At 52.8% G+C, this 16,128-nt stretch carries 16 protein-coding genes and 3 tRNA genes; 13 read left to right on the top strand and 6 right to left on the bottom strand.

What is annotated here, in order from left to right; genetic code table 11:
• Positions 1-354 precede the first annotated feature (354 nt).
• The gene (locus HMPREF3107_RS01520) at positions 355-729 is read right to left on the bottom strand and encodes a hypothetical protein (RefSeq protein ID WP_070452553.1); all 375 of its coding nucleotides are present in this window, start codon (positions 727-729) and stop codon (positions 355-357) included.
• 9 nt (positions 730-738) lie between these two features.
• Positions 739-1,203 (bottom strand): hypothetical protein, encoded by a 465-nt coding sequence (locus tag HMPREF3107_RS01515; protein ID WP_070452550.1) that lies wholly within the window; start codon positions 1,201-1,203, stop codon positions 739-741.
• Positions 1,204-1,805: 602 nt separating this feature from the next.
• Between HMPREF3107_RS01515 and HMPREF3107_RS01510 the strand changes: the two genes are divergently transcribed.
• From HMPREF3107_RS01510 to lysS, 3 genes are all read left to right on the top strand, one after another.
• Positions 1,806-2,561, top strand: a complete 756-nt coding sequence (locus HMPREF3107_RS01510; protein WP_070452547.1) for a tRNA(His) guanylyltransferase Thg1 family protein — start codon at positions 1,806-1,808, stop codon at positions 2,559-2,561.
• Positions 2,562-2,574: 13 nt separating this feature from the next.
• Positions 2,575-4,194 (top strand): RNA repair transcriptional activator RtcR, encoded by a 1,620-nt coding sequence (gene rtcR / locus HMPREF3107_RS01505; protein WP_070452544.1) that lies wholly within the window; start codon positions 2,575-2,577, stop codon positions 4,192-4,194.
• Positions 4,195-4,351: 157 nt separating this feature from the next.
• A complete protein-coding gene (gene lysS / locus HMPREF3107_RS01500; protein WP_070452542.1) occupies positions 4,352-5,863 on the top strand; it encodes a lysine--tRNA ligase in 1,512 nt (503 codons plus the stop codon).
• A gap of 125 nt (positions 5,864-5,988) precedes the next feature.
• Here the strand turns inward: lysS and HMPREF3107_RS01495 are convergent, their stop codons facing one another.
• The gene (locus HMPREF3107_RS01495) at positions 5,989-6,189 is read right to left on the bottom strand and encodes a hypothetical protein (protein ID WP_141742801.1); all 201 of its coding nucleotides are present in this window, start codon (positions 6,187-6,189) and stop codon (positions 5,989-5,991) included.
• A gap of 65 nt (positions 6,190-6,254) precedes the next feature.
• Here HMPREF3107_RS01495 and HMPREF3107_RS01490 point away from each other — a divergent pair, with 65 nt between their 5' ends.
• The 4 genes from HMPREF3107_RS01490 to topA all read left to right on the top strand — a co-directional run bounded on the left by HMPREF3107_RS01490 (position 6,255) and on the right by topA (position 12,381).
• Positions 6,255-8,105, top strand: a complete 1,851-nt coding sequence (locus tag HMPREF3107_RS01490; RefSeq protein ID WP_070452536.1) for an ABC transporter ATP-binding protein — start codon at positions 6,255-6,257, stop codon at positions 8,103-8,105.
• 123 nt (positions 8,106-8,228) lie between these two features.
• Positions 8,229-9,446, top strand: coding sequence for a DNA-processing protein DprA (gene dprA, locus HMPREF3107_RS01485; RefSeq protein ID WP_070452533.1), 1,218 nt, complete (start codon positions 8,229-8,231; stop codon positions 9,444-9,446).
• A gap of 39 nt (positions 9,447-9,485) precedes the next feature.
• Positions 9,486-9,941 carry a DUF494 family protein gene (locus HMPREF3107_RS01480; protein ID WP_003775243.1) on the top strand — a complete coding sequence of 152 codons (456 nt, stop codon included), beginning with the start codon at positions 9,486-9,488 and terminating at the stop codon, positions 9,939-9,941.
• Between the two features lie 133 nt (positions 9,942-10,074).
• Positions 10,075-12,381, top strand: a complete 2,307-nt coding sequence (topA, locus tag HMPREF3107_RS01475) for a type I DNA topoisomerase (RefSeq protein ID WP_070452530.1) — start codon at positions 10,075-10,077, stop codon at positions 12,379-12,381.
• 68 nt (positions 12,382-12,449) lie between these two features.
• Here the strand turns inward: topA and HMPREF3107_RS11240 are convergent, their stop codons facing one another.
• From HMPREF3107_RS11240 to HMPREF3107_RS01465, 3 genes are read right to left on the bottom strand one after another with little or no spacing between them, the layout of a single operon-like run.
• The gene (locus tag HMPREF3107_RS11240; RefSeq protein ID WP_083284580.1) at positions 12,450-12,716 is read right to left on the bottom strand and encodes a YkgJ family cysteine cluster protein; all 267 of its coding nucleotides are present in this window, start codon (positions 12,714-12,716) and stop codon (positions 12,450-12,452) included.
• Complete coding sequence (locus tag HMPREF3107_RS01470; RefSeq protein WP_070452527.1) at positions 12,713-13,135, bottom strand: hypothetical protein; 423 nt, start codon at positions 13,133-13,135, stop codon at positions 12,713-12,715. Before HMPREF3107_RS01470 ends, HMPREF3107_RS11240 begins: the two co-directional genes overlap by 4 nt.
• Positions 13,132-14,082 carry a hypothetical protein gene (locus tag HMPREF3107_RS01465; RefSeq protein ID WP_070452524.1) on the bottom strand — a complete coding sequence of 317 codons (951 nt, stop codon included), beginning with the start codon at positions 14,080-14,082 and terminating at the stop codon, positions 13,132-13,134. The genes HMPREF3107_RS01470 and HMPREF3107_RS01465 overlap by 4 nt, the downstream gene beginning before the upstream one ends.
• A gap of 157 nt (positions 14,083-14,239) precedes the next feature.
• Here HMPREF3107_RS01465 and HMPREF3107_RS01460 point away from each other — a divergent pair, with 157 nt between their 5' ends.
• The 6 genes from HMPREF3107_RS01460 (at position 14,240) to HMPREF3107_RS01435 (ending at position 16,050) form a co-directional block, all read left to right on the top strand.
• A complete protein-coding gene (locus HMPREF3107_RS01460) occupies positions 14,240-14,626 on the top strand; it encodes a helix-turn-helix domain-containing protein (protein WP_070452521.1) in 387 nt (128 codons plus the stop codon).
• Between the two features lie 121 nt (positions 14,627-14,747).
• The gene (gene rsmD / locus HMPREF3107_RS01455) at positions 14,748-15,317 is read left to right on the top strand and encodes a 16S rRNA (guanine(966)-N(2))-methyltransferase RsmD (RefSeq protein ID WP_070452592.1); all 570 of its coding nucleotides are present in this window, start codon (positions 14,748-14,750) and stop codon (positions 15,315-15,317) included.
• Positions 15,318-15,426: 109 nt separating this feature from the next.
• On the top strand, positions 15,427-15,678 hold the full coding sequence (locus HMPREF3107_RS11235) for a YfhL family 4Fe-4S dicluster ferredoxin (protein ID WP_049249225.1): 252 nt from the start codon (positions 15,427-15,429) through the stop codon (positions 15,676-15,678).
• Positions 15,679-15,772: 94 nt separating this feature from the next.
• Positions 15,773-15,856, top strand: a tRNA-Tyr gene (locus HMPREF3107_RS01445).
• 36 nt (positions 15,857-15,892) lie between these two features.
• Positions 15,893-15,966 (top strand) — tRNA-Gly (locus tag HMPREF3107_RS01440).
• A 9-nt stretch (positions 15,967-15,975) separates the two neighbouring features.
• Positions 15,976-16,050, top strand: a tRNA-Thr gene (locus HMPREF3107_RS01435).
• Positions 16,051-16,128 lie beyond the last annotated feature (78 nt).

Genomic DNA, 16,128 nt, shown 5'->3' with positions numbered 1-16,128 from the left:
CTCTTCAGGCATCCGCCTGCTGCCGTAAAAAGGGGGTACGGCGGGCAGCTAGGTTTTTCGGGAAACGGCCGATGCTCTACCGACTGAGCTACCCGCTTGGGGCGGGGCAGGATTCGAACCTGCGACACACGGATTAACTGTAGTTTCCCAAGGCATCTGTCTGCCGTACCGGAAAAAGGGTGGGCGGCTAGGCTGTGGCAGGATTCCTGCTTCGTATTATTAGTACGACGATTGTTTATCCAATGTAATCCTGCCGACATCCGCCCGTAAAACTTGCATATATTGGTTTTGGCTTCGCATAGGCTTCGCTTCTTTTGGAAGCTCCGTTTTAGCTTCGCAGAAACTCAGCCTCCTTCAGGAACTTCGTTTTAACTTCGTTGAAGCTGCGCTTTCAGACGGCCTTTCGCTTTCAATCATGCAGCGGACGCAGGACTGCCGCACATAGGCCTTGCGGCCGTCTGAAAGCTTCAAAACAAGCATGCTTCCATAGCCGAACAGAAACTCCGCTTCTTTGCCCTGCGCCGTGCCGAGGATTTCGGCTTGGCCGAAGGCGCGGCCGTCTGAAAGTGCGATGTCGTAACGGCTGCCTTCCTTTATCAAACTGCATTCCGCTTCGGGAAAAGTCTGTTCCTGCCAAGCCTGCTCGCGTTTGCGACTGCGGCTGTTTTGGAAGGACAGATAAATCATGGTCGAAAAAACGATGACGCCGACGATTAGCCAAGTGTTCATATTTATTCTTTAAAGGTGGCGAAGTTTCAGGTAGCCTTGTTTCGGAAACGGATGTTCTATCCATCGTTCCAAATATTCTTTTTCGCCGATATTCAGATAAATATCTTCTAAAATCAGACGGATGTTTTCCGCCAATTCATACCGATCTACTTTGCCGTGCCATAAGGCTTGTTGTGGGCTGCGATTGAAATTGAAAAAACAGTCGTCCGAATAAATCAGCTTCACTTCGGCTTCGTTGTTTTGTTCGGCGGCAGATACCAGCAAGACCAGTTCACCGGGTTCGTCTAAAAACAGAACTTTCGCCTCAGTAATGCTGCTACCGCTTTGTAGGGCGAGTGCTAAATTGCATAAATCTTTCAGCGAATCATGCAGATAGGAAACAGCCTGTTGATGGCTTTCTTCACCATATTTCACGGTAACGCTTGCCCAGCCTGCATCGTGCAGTTGATAAGCGATATGGAATGATTCGGTCATGGCTATGTCTCCTTCAGGCCGTCTGAAAATATTTATTAAGGGGCGGCACGGCAAACAACGAGTTTTTTGGAAACGCCTCATCGCTCTAACCAACTGAGCTACCCGCCGAAAGCGGGGCAGGACTTGAACCTGCGACCAATGTAGTTTCCAAGGCATTTGTTTTTCCATGCCGCGAAAAAAGGTGGGCGGCTAGATTGGCAGGATGTAAAACGCTTGTTAGGCGTTTGCAGGAGTTGAACCTGCTATTCCAAAATGTAATCCTGCCGGCATCCGCCCGTAGGGGCACTTTGGCAACTAGAGGTGGAGAAATTGTTACGCGCTCTATCCTCTGAGCTACTCTGCCATCGTTGGCGGCAGAGGCGGGATTCGAACCCGCGACCTCGAGCATCAGTAAGCTGTAATTCCTCCGGCATTTGCCGGTGCCTGAAAACCATATTGCAATAGCCGTGCCAAACGTGGGAAAAATAGAGAAAATTGTTTATAATATGCTGAAAATAAAAAGAAGATATTTTCAGGTAGCCTTTTGCTGCGGAAGGCGTAGAATGCCGGAAAATAGATTTTAAGATACTAACATAGAAGATAAGATATACTGAGGAAGCGCGATGCGATTCGGCGATTTGGACAAACGTCTGCGGCAATACGAAACCGCTTATGATTTCTGCGTGCCGCAGGAAAATTTCATTGTAGTGCGCTTGGACGGGCGCGGTTTTACGCGGCTGACCAAGGAAATTTGGCAATTTGAAGCGCCCTTTGACATCCGTTTCCGCGATTTGATGGCGCACACCGTCCGTCATTTGATGCAGTGCGGTTTCAATGTGGCGTACGGCTATTCGGAAAGCGATGAGATTTCGCTGCTGCTGCGCCGCGACGACGATACGTTCAAACGCAAAACGCGCAAAATCATTTCGGTATTGGCGGGCGAAGCCAGCGCCGCCTTTTCGGTGGCACACGGGCAGCCCGCCGCTTTTGATGCCAGAGTTTGCGTTTTGCCGAATGAGAAACTGGTGGTCGATTACTTCCGCTGGCGGCATGAAGATGCGCACCGCAATGTGCTCAACGCCCACTGTTATTGGATGCTGCGCAAGAAAGGCGAAAGTGTATCCCGAGCCACAGAAGCGGTCAGCGGGCTGACACGCGCGCAAAAACACGATTTGCTGTTTGAACACAATATCAATTTCAATGAATTGCCCGCATGGCAGAAACGCGGCTTCGGCGTGTATTTTCAGACGAGCTTGAAAGAGGGTTTCAACCCGCAAACCGGCGAAACCGCACAGGCGGAGCGCCAAATCTTACATACTGATTTCGAGCTGCCTTTAGGCGACGATTACGGAGCGTTTGTTTTGGAAAGAATCGTTTAGAGGTCGTCTGAAAATGAATACTGCACCCAAAAAACAAGTCGCCGTGAGCTTTCTCGGTACGGTATTGGACAGCGGTTTCGGTCAAGGGCGTTGGCAGAAGTGGCGGCCGAATGTTGCCATGAATCAGCGTCAGGATTTTCATCTTGACCGCATGGAGCTGTTTTATGCGGAGAAATACCGCGAACTGGCGGATCATGTAAAAGCCGATATTCAGCAGGTATCGCCGCACACCGCTGTCAATCTTGTGCCTATGGAGCTGGAAAACCCGTGGGATTTTTCCGAAGTCTATACCAAGCTGCACGACTGGGCGGCGGGCTATACATTTGATACTGAAGAAGAAACTTATCTCACCCACATCACCACGGGTACGCACGTCGCACAAATCTGCCTGTTTTTATTGGTGGAATCGCGCCAAATCCCCGGTGTGCTGTTGCAGACTGCGCCGCCGAAAAATCAAAAACGCAGCATGGCGGCCGGCGATGTCGGCCGCTATGAAATCATCGATTTGGACTTGGCGCGTTACGACGTGCTGGCCGAACGCCTCGCCGCCGTGCGTGATGACGCGGTGCGCTACCTGAAAAGCGGCATCTCCACCCAAAACGCCGCCTTCAACCGCATGATTGCCGAAATCGAACAAGTTGCGCTGCATTCCCCGTCGCCGATTTTGCTCTCCGGCCCTACCGGCGCGGGCAAATCGATGTTGGCACGCAGGATTTTCGAATTGAAAAAAGCGCGCCACCTGATTAAAGGCGAGTTTGTCGATGTGAACTGCGCCACCTTGCGCGGCGACGGTGCGGCTTCCGCCTTGTTCGGTCACAAAAAAGGCGCGTTTACCGGTGCGGCGGAAAAGCGCGAAGGCTACCTGAAAACCGCCAACGGCGGCGTGCTGTTTTTGGACGAAATCGGCGAATTGGGCTTGGACGAGCAGGCCATGTTGCTCAAAGCCATTGAAGAAAAACATTTTTATCCCGTCGGCAGCGACAAGGAAGTGCACAGCAGCTTCCAGCTTATCGCCGGTACCAACCGCGACCTGCGGCGGGAAATCCGCGCCGGACGCTTCCGCGAAGACCTGTTCGCCCGCATCAATATTTGGAATTACCCGCTGCCCGCGCTCGCCGACCGCCGCGAAGACATCGAACCGAACATCGAACACCAGCTCGCACTCGCCTCGCAGGAACTCGGCCGCGCCACCCGTTTCAATAAAGAAGCCCTGTCTGCCTACCTTGCCTTCGCCCATTCAAGCGAAGCCCGATGGCGCGGCAATTTCCGCGACCTTGCCGCCAGCATCATGCGCCTGGCCACGCTTGCCCCGCAGGGCAGGATACAGACGGAATTGGTTGAAGCCGAAATCGGCCGTCTGAAATGGCTGTGGGCGGACGAAACAGATGCGGACGATGCGGAAAACCCTTTTTCAGACGGCCTCCCCGCCAAAATCGATGCCGAAACCCTCGACCTGTTCGACCGCATCCAACTGCAACACGTCATCGCCGAATGCCGCCGCCACCCCAACATGGCCGCCGCCGGCCGCGTCTTGTTTAACGTATCGCGGCTGGAACGCGCCACCGCCAACGACAGCGACCGCCTGCGCAAATACCTGCAACGCTTCGGGCTGACCTGGGCAGATATACGCTGAAAACCCGACTGCCGCACCGCAAAAGGCCGTCTGAAAGCATATCCTGCCTTTTCAGACGGCCTTTGCTTTCACAAACAGCCGAAACAGCGTAGAATCCGCCGTTTACACCATTCCTATCGGGCAGCTTCAACTGCCTGTTTTTTATCAGGTAAACCAAATGAGCGAACAAAACAATCCGCAAACCGAGCCGCAGTTGGACGAAAACCAAATCATCGCCCTGCGCCGTGAAAAACTGCACAACATCCGCCAACAGCGCATTGCCTATCCCAACGACTTCAAGCGCGACAGCTTTGCTGCTGATTTGCATGCCCAATACGGCGAAATCGGCAAAGAAGAACTCGACCCGCAAGCTGTTCCCGTCAAAATTGCCGGCCGCATGATGCTCAAACGCCAAATGGGCAAGGCGAGCTTCGCCACCATTCAAGACGTAACCGGTCAAATCCAGCTTTATCTGAACAACAAAGGCGTGAGTCAGGAAGTTTTGGACGATTTCAACCATTGGGACTTGGGCGACATCGTCGGCGCGGAAGGTACTTTGTTCAAAACCAACCACGGCGAATTGACCGTGCGCGTGTCCGACATCCGCCTGCTGTCAAAATCCCTGCGCCCTCTGCCCGACAAACACAAAGGTTTGAGCGATCAGGAAACCAAATACCGCCAACGCTACGTCGATTTGATTGCCAACGAAGAGTCGCGTAATACGTTTATCAAACGCAGCCAAATCATCCAATCCGTGCGTAATTTCATGGTGAGCGAGCATTATTTGGAAGTTGAAACCCCAATGATGCACCCGATTCCCGGCGGTGCAACAGCAAAACCATTCGTTACCCACCACAATGCCTTGGATATCCCGCTCTACCTGCGCATCGCCCCCGAACTGTATCTGAAACGCTTGGTGGTCGGCGGTTTGGAGCGCGTGTTTGAAATCAACCGCAGCTTCCGCAACGAAGGCATGTCCGTGCGCCACAACCCCGAATTCACCATGATTGAATTCTACGAAGCCTTCTCCGACTACGAACGCATGATGCAGATGGCGGAAGACATCATCCGCAACGCATCGCGCACGGTAAACGGCACGGCGAAAATCAGCTACAACGGTAAAGAAGTCGATTTGGAAAGCCCGTTCGAGCGCCTGACCATTCTCGAAGCCATCAAAAAATACAATCCGCACTACACCGACGAGCAGTTGAACGATGCGGAGTGGCTGAAAAAAGAAATCGTCAAACACGGCGAAAGCCTGCCGCCGTCTCCCGGCATCGGCAGCCTGCAACTCGCCTTGTTTGAAGGTTGCGCCGAGGGCAAATTGTGGAACCCGACCTTCATCGTCGATTACCCGGTCGAAGTTTCCCCGTTGGCACGCGCTTCGGATACGAAACAAGGCCTGACCGAACGTTTCGAATTGTTCGTTGTCGGCCGCGAGTTGGCAAACGGCTATTCCGAGTTGAACGACCCCGAAGACCAAGCCGAACGCTTCAAATCGCAAGTGGCGCAAAAAGATGCGGGCGACGACGAAGCCATGCACTACGATGCCGACTACATCCGCGCGATGGAATTTGGTCTGCCGCCGACAGGCGGTTGCGGCATCGGCATCGACCGCTTGGTAATGCTGCTGACCGATTCGCAAACCATCCGCGACGTGATTTTATTCCCGCAGATGCGTCCCGAATAAGGTAGGGTTGAATGATGGAAAGGCCGTCTGAAAGCGGGGTTCTCCGTTTTCAGACGGCCTTTTTGTTCTTTACGGCTGATTTCCGTCGCCTCTCACCAAGCCGAAGCAGGCGGTCTATCGTGGAGTTATTCAAGATTTTCCCAAAGCGGCCGTATCCGGTTGATGGGTTGGGCGGTAAAGCAGGACGGATAGGGCTGCTTAAGCGGCCCTTGCTGCGGCAGGCCGTCTGAAAACTGTTCAGACGGCCTTTCCCGATCGGAAACGCCGCTTTTCCCATATCGCGCTTTTTCCGCCGTGCCTTTTCCCGTAAAATCCGCCTTTTCCAACAAATGCTTTCAGACGGCCTTTGTCTTGCTATCGGCCGTCTGAAAACTTATCGAAGCACAATAAAATGATTAACAAGATTTTCAACTGGTTTGAAAGCCGGGTCGAGGCGTATCCCGAGGCCGTGCCGCTGTCGCCGAAAAAAGGGCTGCTGCCGTTTGTTTGGTCGGGCATGGACGGCGTGCGCAAATGGATTGCCGTGCTGGCGGTGATGACGGCGGGCATCGGCATTATGGAAGCCCTGCTGTTTCAGTTTATGGGCAAAGTGGTGGACTGGCTGGGCAGATATACGCCCGAAACGCTGTTTGCCGAAAAAGGTTGGGCACTGGCGGGCATGGCCTTGATGATGCTGTTATCCATCTGCTGGATATTCATCGCGTCCAACGTGCGCCTGCAAACCCTGCAAGGCGTGTTCCCCATGCGCCTGCGCTGGAATTTCCACCGCCTGATGCTGGGGCAGAGCCTGGGTTTTTATCAGGACGAATTTGCCGGCCGCGTATCGGCCAAGGTGATGCAGACCGCGCTCTCGCTGCGCGACGTGGTGATGACCCTGGCCGACATGGTAACTTATGTGCTGGTGTACTTCATCACGTCGGGCGTGATACTGGCGACGCTCGACAGCTGGCTGCTGCTGCCGTTTATCGGCTGGATAATCGGCTTTGCCTTGGTGATGCGCTTCCTGATTCCCAAATTGGGCAGAACCGCCGCCGCGCAGGCCGATGCCCGCTCGCTGATGACCGGTCGCATCACCGATGCCTATTCCAACATCACCACCGTCAAACTTTTCTCCCACGGCGCGCGCGAAGCGGCTTATGCCAAGCAGTCGATGGAAGAATTCATGGTAACCGTTCATGCCCAGATGCGTCTGGCCACCATGCTGCACACCTGCAGTTTTCTGGTGAACACGTCGCTCACGCTGAGCACCGCCGCGCTGGGCATCTGGCTGTGGCATCAGGGGCAGGTCGGCGTGGGCGCGGTGGCCACCGCCACGGCCATGGCGTTGCGCGTGAACGGCCTGTCGCAATACATCATGTGGGAATCGGCACGGTTGTTTGAAAACATCGGTACCGTCAGCGACGGCATGGCCACCCTGTCCAAACCGCAAACCATCTTGGACAAACCGAACGCGCCGCCGCTGAAAGTGGTACGCGGCGAAATCAAATTCGACAAAGTGGATTTTTCCTACGAAGCGGGCAAACCGCTGCTGCAGGATTTCAACCTGACCATCCGCCCGGGCGAAAAAGTCGGCCTAATCGGCCGCAGCGGTGCGGGCAAGTCCACCATCGTCAATCTGCTCCTGCGCTTTTACGAACCGCAAAACGGTACGATTTCCATCGACGGCCAAAACGTCGGCGACGTTACCCAGGAAAGCCTGCGCGCCCAAATCGGATTGGTAACGCAGGATACCAGCCTGCTGCACCGCTCCGTGCGCGACAACATCGTCTACGGCCGCCCGAATGCGACGGACGAAGAAATGATGCAGGCCGCCGAACGCGCCGAAGCCGCCGACTTCATCCCCAACCTTTCCGATGCCAAAGGGCGGCGCGGCTACGACGCGCATGTCGGCGAACGCGGTGTGAAACTCTCCGGCGGCCAACGCCAGCGCATCGCCATCGCCCGCGTCATGCTGAAAGACGCGCCGATTCTGTTGCTCGATGAAGCCACCAGCGCGCTGGATTCCGAAGTGGAAGCCGCGATTCAGGAAAGCCTCGACAAAATGATGGACGGCAAAACCGTGATTGCCATCGCCCACCGCCTGTCCACCATCGCCGCCATGGACAGACTCATCGTTTTGGACAAAGGCCACATCGTCGAACAAGGCACTCATGCCGAACTTCTGGCGCAAAACGGACTGTATGCCAAACTGTGGTCGCGCCAAAGCGGCGGCTTTTTGAGCGAACACGAAGGCGAAGCCTGAGCAAACAGGTAAAGGAGGCCGTCTGAAAAGGGCAAAAGCCGTTTTTCAGACGGCCTTCCCGTTGCCAACGCCAACGAAATATGCCATAACCGCAGCAATTATGATGCAAATCGGGAAAACGGCATGACTAACGAACAAGAACGCCATTACTGGCTGCGGCTGGCACTGATGCCGCACATCGGCGCGGAAACCTTCCTGCAGCTTATCCGCCATTTCGGCACGGCCACCGCCGCGTGGCAGGCGGATGCCGCAGCCGTACGGCAGGTACTGGTGCGCAAAGCCGCGCAGGAAGCATGGGCAAACCGGCGCGGAGAAGCCGAACAGGCCGCCGAAGCCGCCGAAAAATGGTCGGAACAGGAAAACTGCCGCCTGCTGCTGTTGTGCGACGAAGACTTCCCCGCCATGCTGTCCGAAGGCATCACCCCGCCGCCGATGCTGTTCGTCCGAGGCAACATCAGACTGCTGCACCGCCCGTCCGTGGCCATAGTCGGCAGCCGCCACGCCACCCCGCAGGCACTGCGTATCGCCCACGACTTCGGTCGCAGCCTGTCCGAGCGCGGGATTCCCGTCGTTTCGGGCATGGCCGCCGGCATCGATGCGGCCGCCCATCGCGGCGCATTGGCAGCCGGCGGTGGCACCGTGGCCTTTTGGGGGACGGGTATAGACCGCATCTACCCGTCGTCCAACCGCGATCTGGCCTACGAACTCGGCGAAAAAGGCGCGATCGTATCCGAATTCCCGCTCGGCACCCGCCCGCTGGCGGGCAACTTCCCGCGCCGCAACCGCCTGATAGCCGCACTTTCGCAGGCCGTGCTGGTGGTGGAAGCCGCCTTGGAATCGGGTTCGTTGATTACCGCGCGGCTGGCGGGCGAAATGGGGCGCGAGGTGCTGGCCGTACCCGGCTCGATAGACAACCCGCACAGCAAAGGCTGCCACAAGCTGATTAAAGAAGGCGCGAAACTGACCGAATCGCTGGAAGACATCCTGCAGGAATGCCCGCAACTGTTGCCAGAAAGTGCCGCTTCATCATATTCTATATATAAGGAAACGCCCGTACGGCGGAAAATTTCCGTCAGCCCTGCGGCAGAAATGGACGGCAGGCAGAAAGAAGTCGTTGAAAACAAAGAATACAGGCCGTCTGAGCCCCCGCTTCCCCCGGCGACGGCCTCAAACGATGCCGCCGCCCTGCTTGAGAAAATGGGCTACGGCCCCATACATCCCGACACTTTGGCCGAACAGCTGAACAAAAACGCGGCCGACATTTACGCCGCCCTGTTGGAATTGGAACTGGGCGGACTCGTTGCCGCCATGCCGGGCGGGCGTTACCAACGCATCGGATAAACAGGCCGTCTGAAAACGCGGCCGGACAAGGAATAAAAAATGGTGGAATTGATAGCCTTCTTAATCGAACACTTCCAAGACTTCGACTCCTGCCCTTCGGGCGGCGATTTGGGGCACGTTTTGGAAGAAGTGGGCTTCGACGAGGCCGACATACACAAACTGCTGATGCTGATCGACGTATTGAACGAAGCATCGCAATGGGAAGTTGCCGAACAAAGCGGCACCGCCATGCGCGTTTATTGGACGGAGGAAAGCGACAGGCTGCCGATGGAAGTGCGCGGCCTGCTGCACTACCTCGAACAGGCCGGCGCGCTGGATGCCGGACAACGCGAGTTCGTCATCAACGCCCTGATGTTCATGCCTGCCGAAGACATCACCGTCGATATGGCCAAAGTGATGAGCCTGCTGGTGTTGTGGGCGCAGAAATCCGAACTGCCCGTATTGGTGGGCGACGACCTGATGGCTGCGCTGCACGGCGAAGCCACCATGCATTGAGGCCGTCTGAAAACGGCCGCCGCGCTACGGCGCAACACGAAATCCAAACACATTCGATAGCTTTCAGACGGCCTCTCGATATGGCAGAGGCCGTCTGAAACATAAAATCCAATACATTAAAAGAGAACAAACCATGGCGAAAAACCTCTTAATCGTCGAATCACCGTCCAAAGCCAAAACCCTGAAAAAATACCTTGGCGGCGATTTCGAAATTCTGGCCTCCTACGGCCACGTCCGCGACCTCGTCCCCAAAAACGGTGCCGTCGATCCCGAACACGACTTCGCCATGAAATATGACCTGATCAAACGCAACGCCAAACACGTCGATGCGATTGTCGCCGGAGCCAAAGAAGCCGAAAACATCTACCTCGCAACCGACCCGGATAGGGAAGGCGAAGCGATTTCCTGGCATCTTTATGAAATCCTCAAATCCAAACGCGGCCTGAAAAACATCAAGCCGCAGCGTGTCGTGTTCCACGAAATCACCAAAAACGCCGTCCTCGACGCCGTCGCCAACCCGCGCGAAATCGAAATGGACTTGGTCGATGCGCAACAAGCCCGCCGCGCTTTGGACTATCTGGTCGGTTTCAACCTCTCGCCATTGTTGTGGAAAAAAATCCGACGCGGTTTGAGCGCAGGCCGTGTGCAAAGTCCCGCCCTGCGTCTGATTTGTGAACGTGAAAATGAAATCCGCGTGTTTGAAGCGCAGGAATATTGGACGGTACATCTCGACAGCCACAAAGGCCGCAGCAAGTTTACCGCCAAACTCGCCCAATACAATGGTGCGAAACTCGAACAATTCGACCTGCCGAACGAAGCCGCGCAAGCCGACGTGTTGAAAGAACTCGAAGGCAAAGAGGCTGTCGTTACCGCCATCGAAAAGAAAAAGCGCAGCCGCAATCCCGCCGCGCCGTTCACCACATCCACCATGCAGCAGGATGCCGTGCGCAAACTCGGCTTCACCACCGACCGCACCATGCGTACCGCCCAGCAGCTTTACGAAGGTATAGACGTAGGGCAGGGCGCCATCGGCCTGATTACCTATATGCGTACCGACAGCGTGAATTTGGCCGATGAAGCGTTAACCGAAATCCGGCATTACATCGAAAACAAAATCGGCAAAGAATATCTGCCGAGTGCCGCCAAACAATACAAAACCAAATCCAAAAACGCCCAAGAAGCGCACGAAGCCATCCGTCCGACTTCCGTGTACCGCACGCCCGAAAGCGTCAAACCCTTCCTGAGCGCAGACCAGTTCAAACTCTATCAAATGATTTGGCAGCGCACCGTCGCCTGTCAGATGACGCCCGCCAAATTCGACCAAACCACCGTCGATATTACCGTCGGCAAAGGCGTATTCCGCGTAACCGGACAAGTGCAAACCTTCGCAGGCTTCCTCAGCGTTTACGAAGAAAGCAGCGACGATGAAGAAGGCGAAGACAGCAAAAAACTGCCCGAAATGAGCGAAGGCGACAAATTGCCTGTGGACAAACTCTATGGCGAGCAACACTTCACCACCCCGCCGCCGCGCTACAACGAAGCCACGCTGGTTAAAGCACTCGAAGAATACGGCATCGGTCGCCCCTCGACCTACGCCAGCATCATCTCCACGCTCAAAGACCGCGAATACGTTACCCTTGAGCAAAAACGCTTCATGCCCACCGACACAGGCGACATCGTCAACAAATTCCTGACCGAACACTTCGCCCAATACGTCGACTACCACTTCACCGCCAAACTTGAAGACCAGCTCGACGAAATCGCCGACGGCAAACGCCGCTGGATTCCCGTGATGGACAAATTCTGGAAACCGTTCATCAAACAAGTGGAAGAAAAAGAAGGCATCGAACGAGCCAAATTTACCACGCAGGAACTTGACGAAACCTGCCCGAAATGCGGCGAACACAAACTGCAAATCAAGTTCGGCAAAATGGGCCGCTTCGTCGCCTGCGCCGGTTATCCAGAGTGCAGCTACACCCGCAACGTCAACGAAACCGCCGAAGAAGCCGCCGAGCGCATCGCCAAAGCCGAAGCCGAGCAAGCCGAACTCGACGGGCGCGAATGCCCCAAATGCGGCGGACGGCTGGTGTACAAATACAGCCGCACCGGCAGCAAATTCATCGGCTGCGCCAACTACCCCAAATGCAAACACGTCGAGCCGCTGGAAAAACCGAAAGATACCGGCGTCCAATGCCCGCAATGCAAAAAAGGCAACCTCGTCGAGCGCAAATCCCGCTACGGCAAACTGTTTTACAGTTGCAGCACCTACCCCGACTGCAACTACGCCACCTGGAACCCGCCCGTCGCCGAAGAATGCCCGAACTGCCATTGGCCGGTCTTAACCATCAAAACCACCAAACGCTGGGGCGTGGAAAAAGTCTGCCCGCAAAAAGAATGCGGCTGGAAAGAACAGATTGAACCGCCTGCACCGAAAGAGTGAAGGTTGGTTTAAAAGACCAAAGGCCGTCTGAAAAATTTTCAGACGGCCTTCCCATAAACAGAAAAGCCCTACTTATTCGATTGAAGCTTCCTGCAAACCTCCACATTAATCCGTATAAAGTCCTTCCAAGATATTTGTTCGGATAAATGGGCGCGGTAATAATCCTCCACACGGCAAACCAAAGGGCGAATTGCATAGATAGAACACAACATTGTATTTTCATCAAAATGCCGACATATACCGTCTCCGCGATCCAGCCATGCGGTTTGTTCGCTTAGACTGACCCTTTGACAACACAAACCGCAGGCGGAACAAGGAAAGGGTTCGGAAGTCAAAACTCAATCACCTTCACATCATCGTTTTTCAGCGACAAAATCAGCTTATCGACCTGTTGCAGCGGAGAATCCTTGGCAATATTCACAATGCCGTTTATTGCCGTATCAATAACATTGATATTGCCGGCCTCAATCCCTTTGTCTAGTGCATCGAATAGACCGTCAATCATCTCGCGGCGTTCCCGAAACGTATTTTCCAAATACAGCCGTAAAATTTCCTGCTGGTTCTTCAACTCCTTCAAACGGACATCTTTCCATGCACCGATTGCCTCACGTTTGGTTTTCTCTTGGGCTGCGATCTTTTTGTATTCGTTGTGTGCTTCCAAAATGCGGGTAAACGAGCCTGTTGCCGCTTCCAAAGGAATAGCTGCGGGGACTTTCATCGGAACAACTTTGTCGAGAATTTGGATTTTACTCATGCTTCTGCCCCAAGTTCGATATTCAAATAACCTTCGCATTGATGACGGATATTGGGGACAGGCGAACCGTCATCCTCCATAATGGGCGTATTCATCAGGTTTTTGATGGCTTTGCCGATGACCAGCATGGCGTGGAAATTAGGATCATCGCTGCTGTTTACACAAACCTGCTCAAAATGCTCTACCATTTTAAGCAAAGTATATTTTATTTCTTTTGCATTATCTTGCAGCCCTTTGAGCCCTTCGGCGATCAAATCCATTTCGGCAACGGCTTCATCGATTTGGGCTTCATATTTTCGTGCTTCCGTCAGAGCTTCTTCCGCTTTGCTGGCCAGCATAAATCCGCCGACTGCCAAAGCTGGGCCTGCAACGATACCGCCCAAAGCAACCATTCCGCCTGCCATTCCGAAACCGCCTGCGGATAATGCACCTCCGCCAAGCCAGGCAAGGGTTGCATTGGTGGCGGCAGCACCGGACAGAGTAGAGATGGCGGTACCTGTGGAAGCGGTTGCAATCAAAGGAACTGCACCATATGCTCCAAAACCGGCCAATGCCCCAGTAATGGCGCTGCTGCCGAAATTAGTGCTTAGTTCCAATGATGTTTGCACCATTGTTTCCATTTCTTTCAGTTCTGCAACGTCAAATGTACTGTTAAAGCCGGAAAGTTCGCTTTTGGCATGTTTATTGTTAGTGCTGTGTAATATTTGTATGATATGGTTGATTTGATTTTTAAAAATCTCTACCTTTAACCGTCCCAACTCTTCAAAGCCATTGTTGGTTTCGTCTTTGGTTTCATCTAATTCCTCCTGCCTTTTCTTGTAACGGCGTTCTGCCCGTTCGCCTATTTCCTTGGCTTTGTTAATATCGCTGATTGCTCCTGCTCCTTTAACAACGCCTGTTGCGGCAAGGGCAGCAGCTGCACCCCAAAGTAAAATTGGAATAGCCATATTTAATTTACTCTCTTTAAAATTTATTAAAATATAGTAAAATTTTCGATATTTGATAAAACTTGGGGATTGTATTCAGAATAAAATTTCCTCTCCAGCAAACTAAAGTATAAAATCTATCCTAATAATTCAACTATCTATACAGAAAGTTTAGTCTATGGAAACCTATGAAAAAATTCGCCTGATGCGAGAATTGAATAAATGGTCGCAGGAAGATATGGCGGAAAAGCTGGCGATGTCTGCCGGCGGATACGCAAAGATCGAACGGGGTGAGACGCAGTTGAGCATTCCGAGATTGGAGCAGCTGGCAGCCATCTTCGAAGTCGATATGTGGGATTTGTTGAAGTCTGGCAGTAATGGGATGGTTTTGCAGATTAATGATGTGGATAGCAATAATGGGGAGTTTGCTATTTATGCTTCGAGCGATATGGCCATGAAAGTTGAATTGTTGAAGCAGGAGTTGAAACATTGTCGGGAAATGTTGTTGCAGAAGGATAAGGAAATCGAGTTGTTGAGACAGCTGGCTGCTGCTATGCAAAAGTAAAATAAAAGGCCGTCTGAAACTTTTCAGACGGCATTGTTGTATGAAGGCAAACAAGGCTGAAGTTGGAAAGAGGTTTCGCTATATAATAAGCCGTCTGAAATTTGGTATCTGTAAAAAAATCATGGCAGGTCACAAACATCCCAAATATAACAATCAAGTACGTATCATCGGCGGGCAATGCAGAGGCCGCAAGCTGACTTTCTCTTCAGCAGACCGATTGCGTCCGACTCCCGATAGCGTTCGTGAACGGCTGTTTAATTGGTTGGGGCAGGACTTAACCGGGCTAAAAGTATTGGATTTGTTTGCCGGCAGCGGTGCGTTAGGTTTTGAGGCCGCTTCGCGCAATGCTGCCGAAGTAGCTATGGTGGAAATAAATAGAAATACGTTTCAGAATTTGCAAAAACATATCCGCCAATTTGGATGGCAAGAAAAAATAACGTTGCATCAGCAATCAGCTGCCGTTTTTTTACAGGCGACGAATAAACCTTTTGATGTCGTGTTTCTTGATCCTCCGTTCAACTGGACGCAGTGGCAGGATTTGTTCCCTCTGCTGAGGGAATGCCTCAAAGAAAACGCTTTTGTCTATATCGAAGCAGGTTTTTTGCCCGAATATCCGGATTGGCTGGAACACTACCGGGAAGGACGATCCGGCTTAAGCCGTTTCGTATTGCTTCGGAAGGTAAGCGTTTAAAAAATGATAACTATTCATAAATATAAAGAAAACAATCGTCTAGAGAAGTTGTGCTATAATCCGCGCCCGATAATTTTAACCATACCGCATCTGATAAGGACTTTGAATTATGGCTCTCTTTATTACGGACGACTGCATCAATTGTGATGTCTGTGAACCGGAATGTCCAAACGACGCAATTTCCCAAGGTGAGGAAATCTACGAAATCAACCCCAATTTGTGCACACAATGTGTTGGTCATTATGATGAGCCGCAATGCCAACAGGTATGCCCTGTCGATTGCATATTGATTGATGAAGAACATCCTGAAACACATGATGAGTTGTATGCAAAATACATCCGCATTGTAGAAGAAAAATAAAATTTTAAAACAATCGGTTGTGTTAAAATTCATCTTTTTGACCGTATTTTGTTTGACAAGGTTTTGAGGTTTGAGTAAGATGCTCAATCTCTTTGGTGGGATTCCCGAGCGGTCAAAGGGGGCAGACTGTAAATCTGTTGCGAAAGCTTCGAAGGTTCGAATCCTTCTCCCACCACCAAATTCCAATGTGTTGGGGCATTGATGCAGTAAGTCTGCGGGTGTAGCTCAATGGTAGAGCAGAAGCCTTCCAAGCTTACGGTGAGGGTTCGATTCCCTTCACCCGCTCCAATAATCTTGGCCCATGTAGCTCAGGGGTAGAGCACTCCCTTGGTAAGGGAGAGGCCGGCAGTTCAAATCTGCCCATGGGCACCAAATACCCGTTTATTTAGTAATTTGAGATAGGAAATTTGCCATGGCAAAGGAAAAATTTGAACGTAGCAAACCGCACGT

It is taken from the genome of Neisseria sp. HMSC31F04 (genome assembly GCF_001807735.1).
In the GTDB taxonomy this organism is placed as follows: Bacteria; Pseudomonadota; Gammaproteobacteria; order Burkholderiales; family Neisseriaceae; genus Neisseria; species Neisseria elongata.
This window is presented reverse-complemented; position numbering and strand designations above follow the sequence as displayed.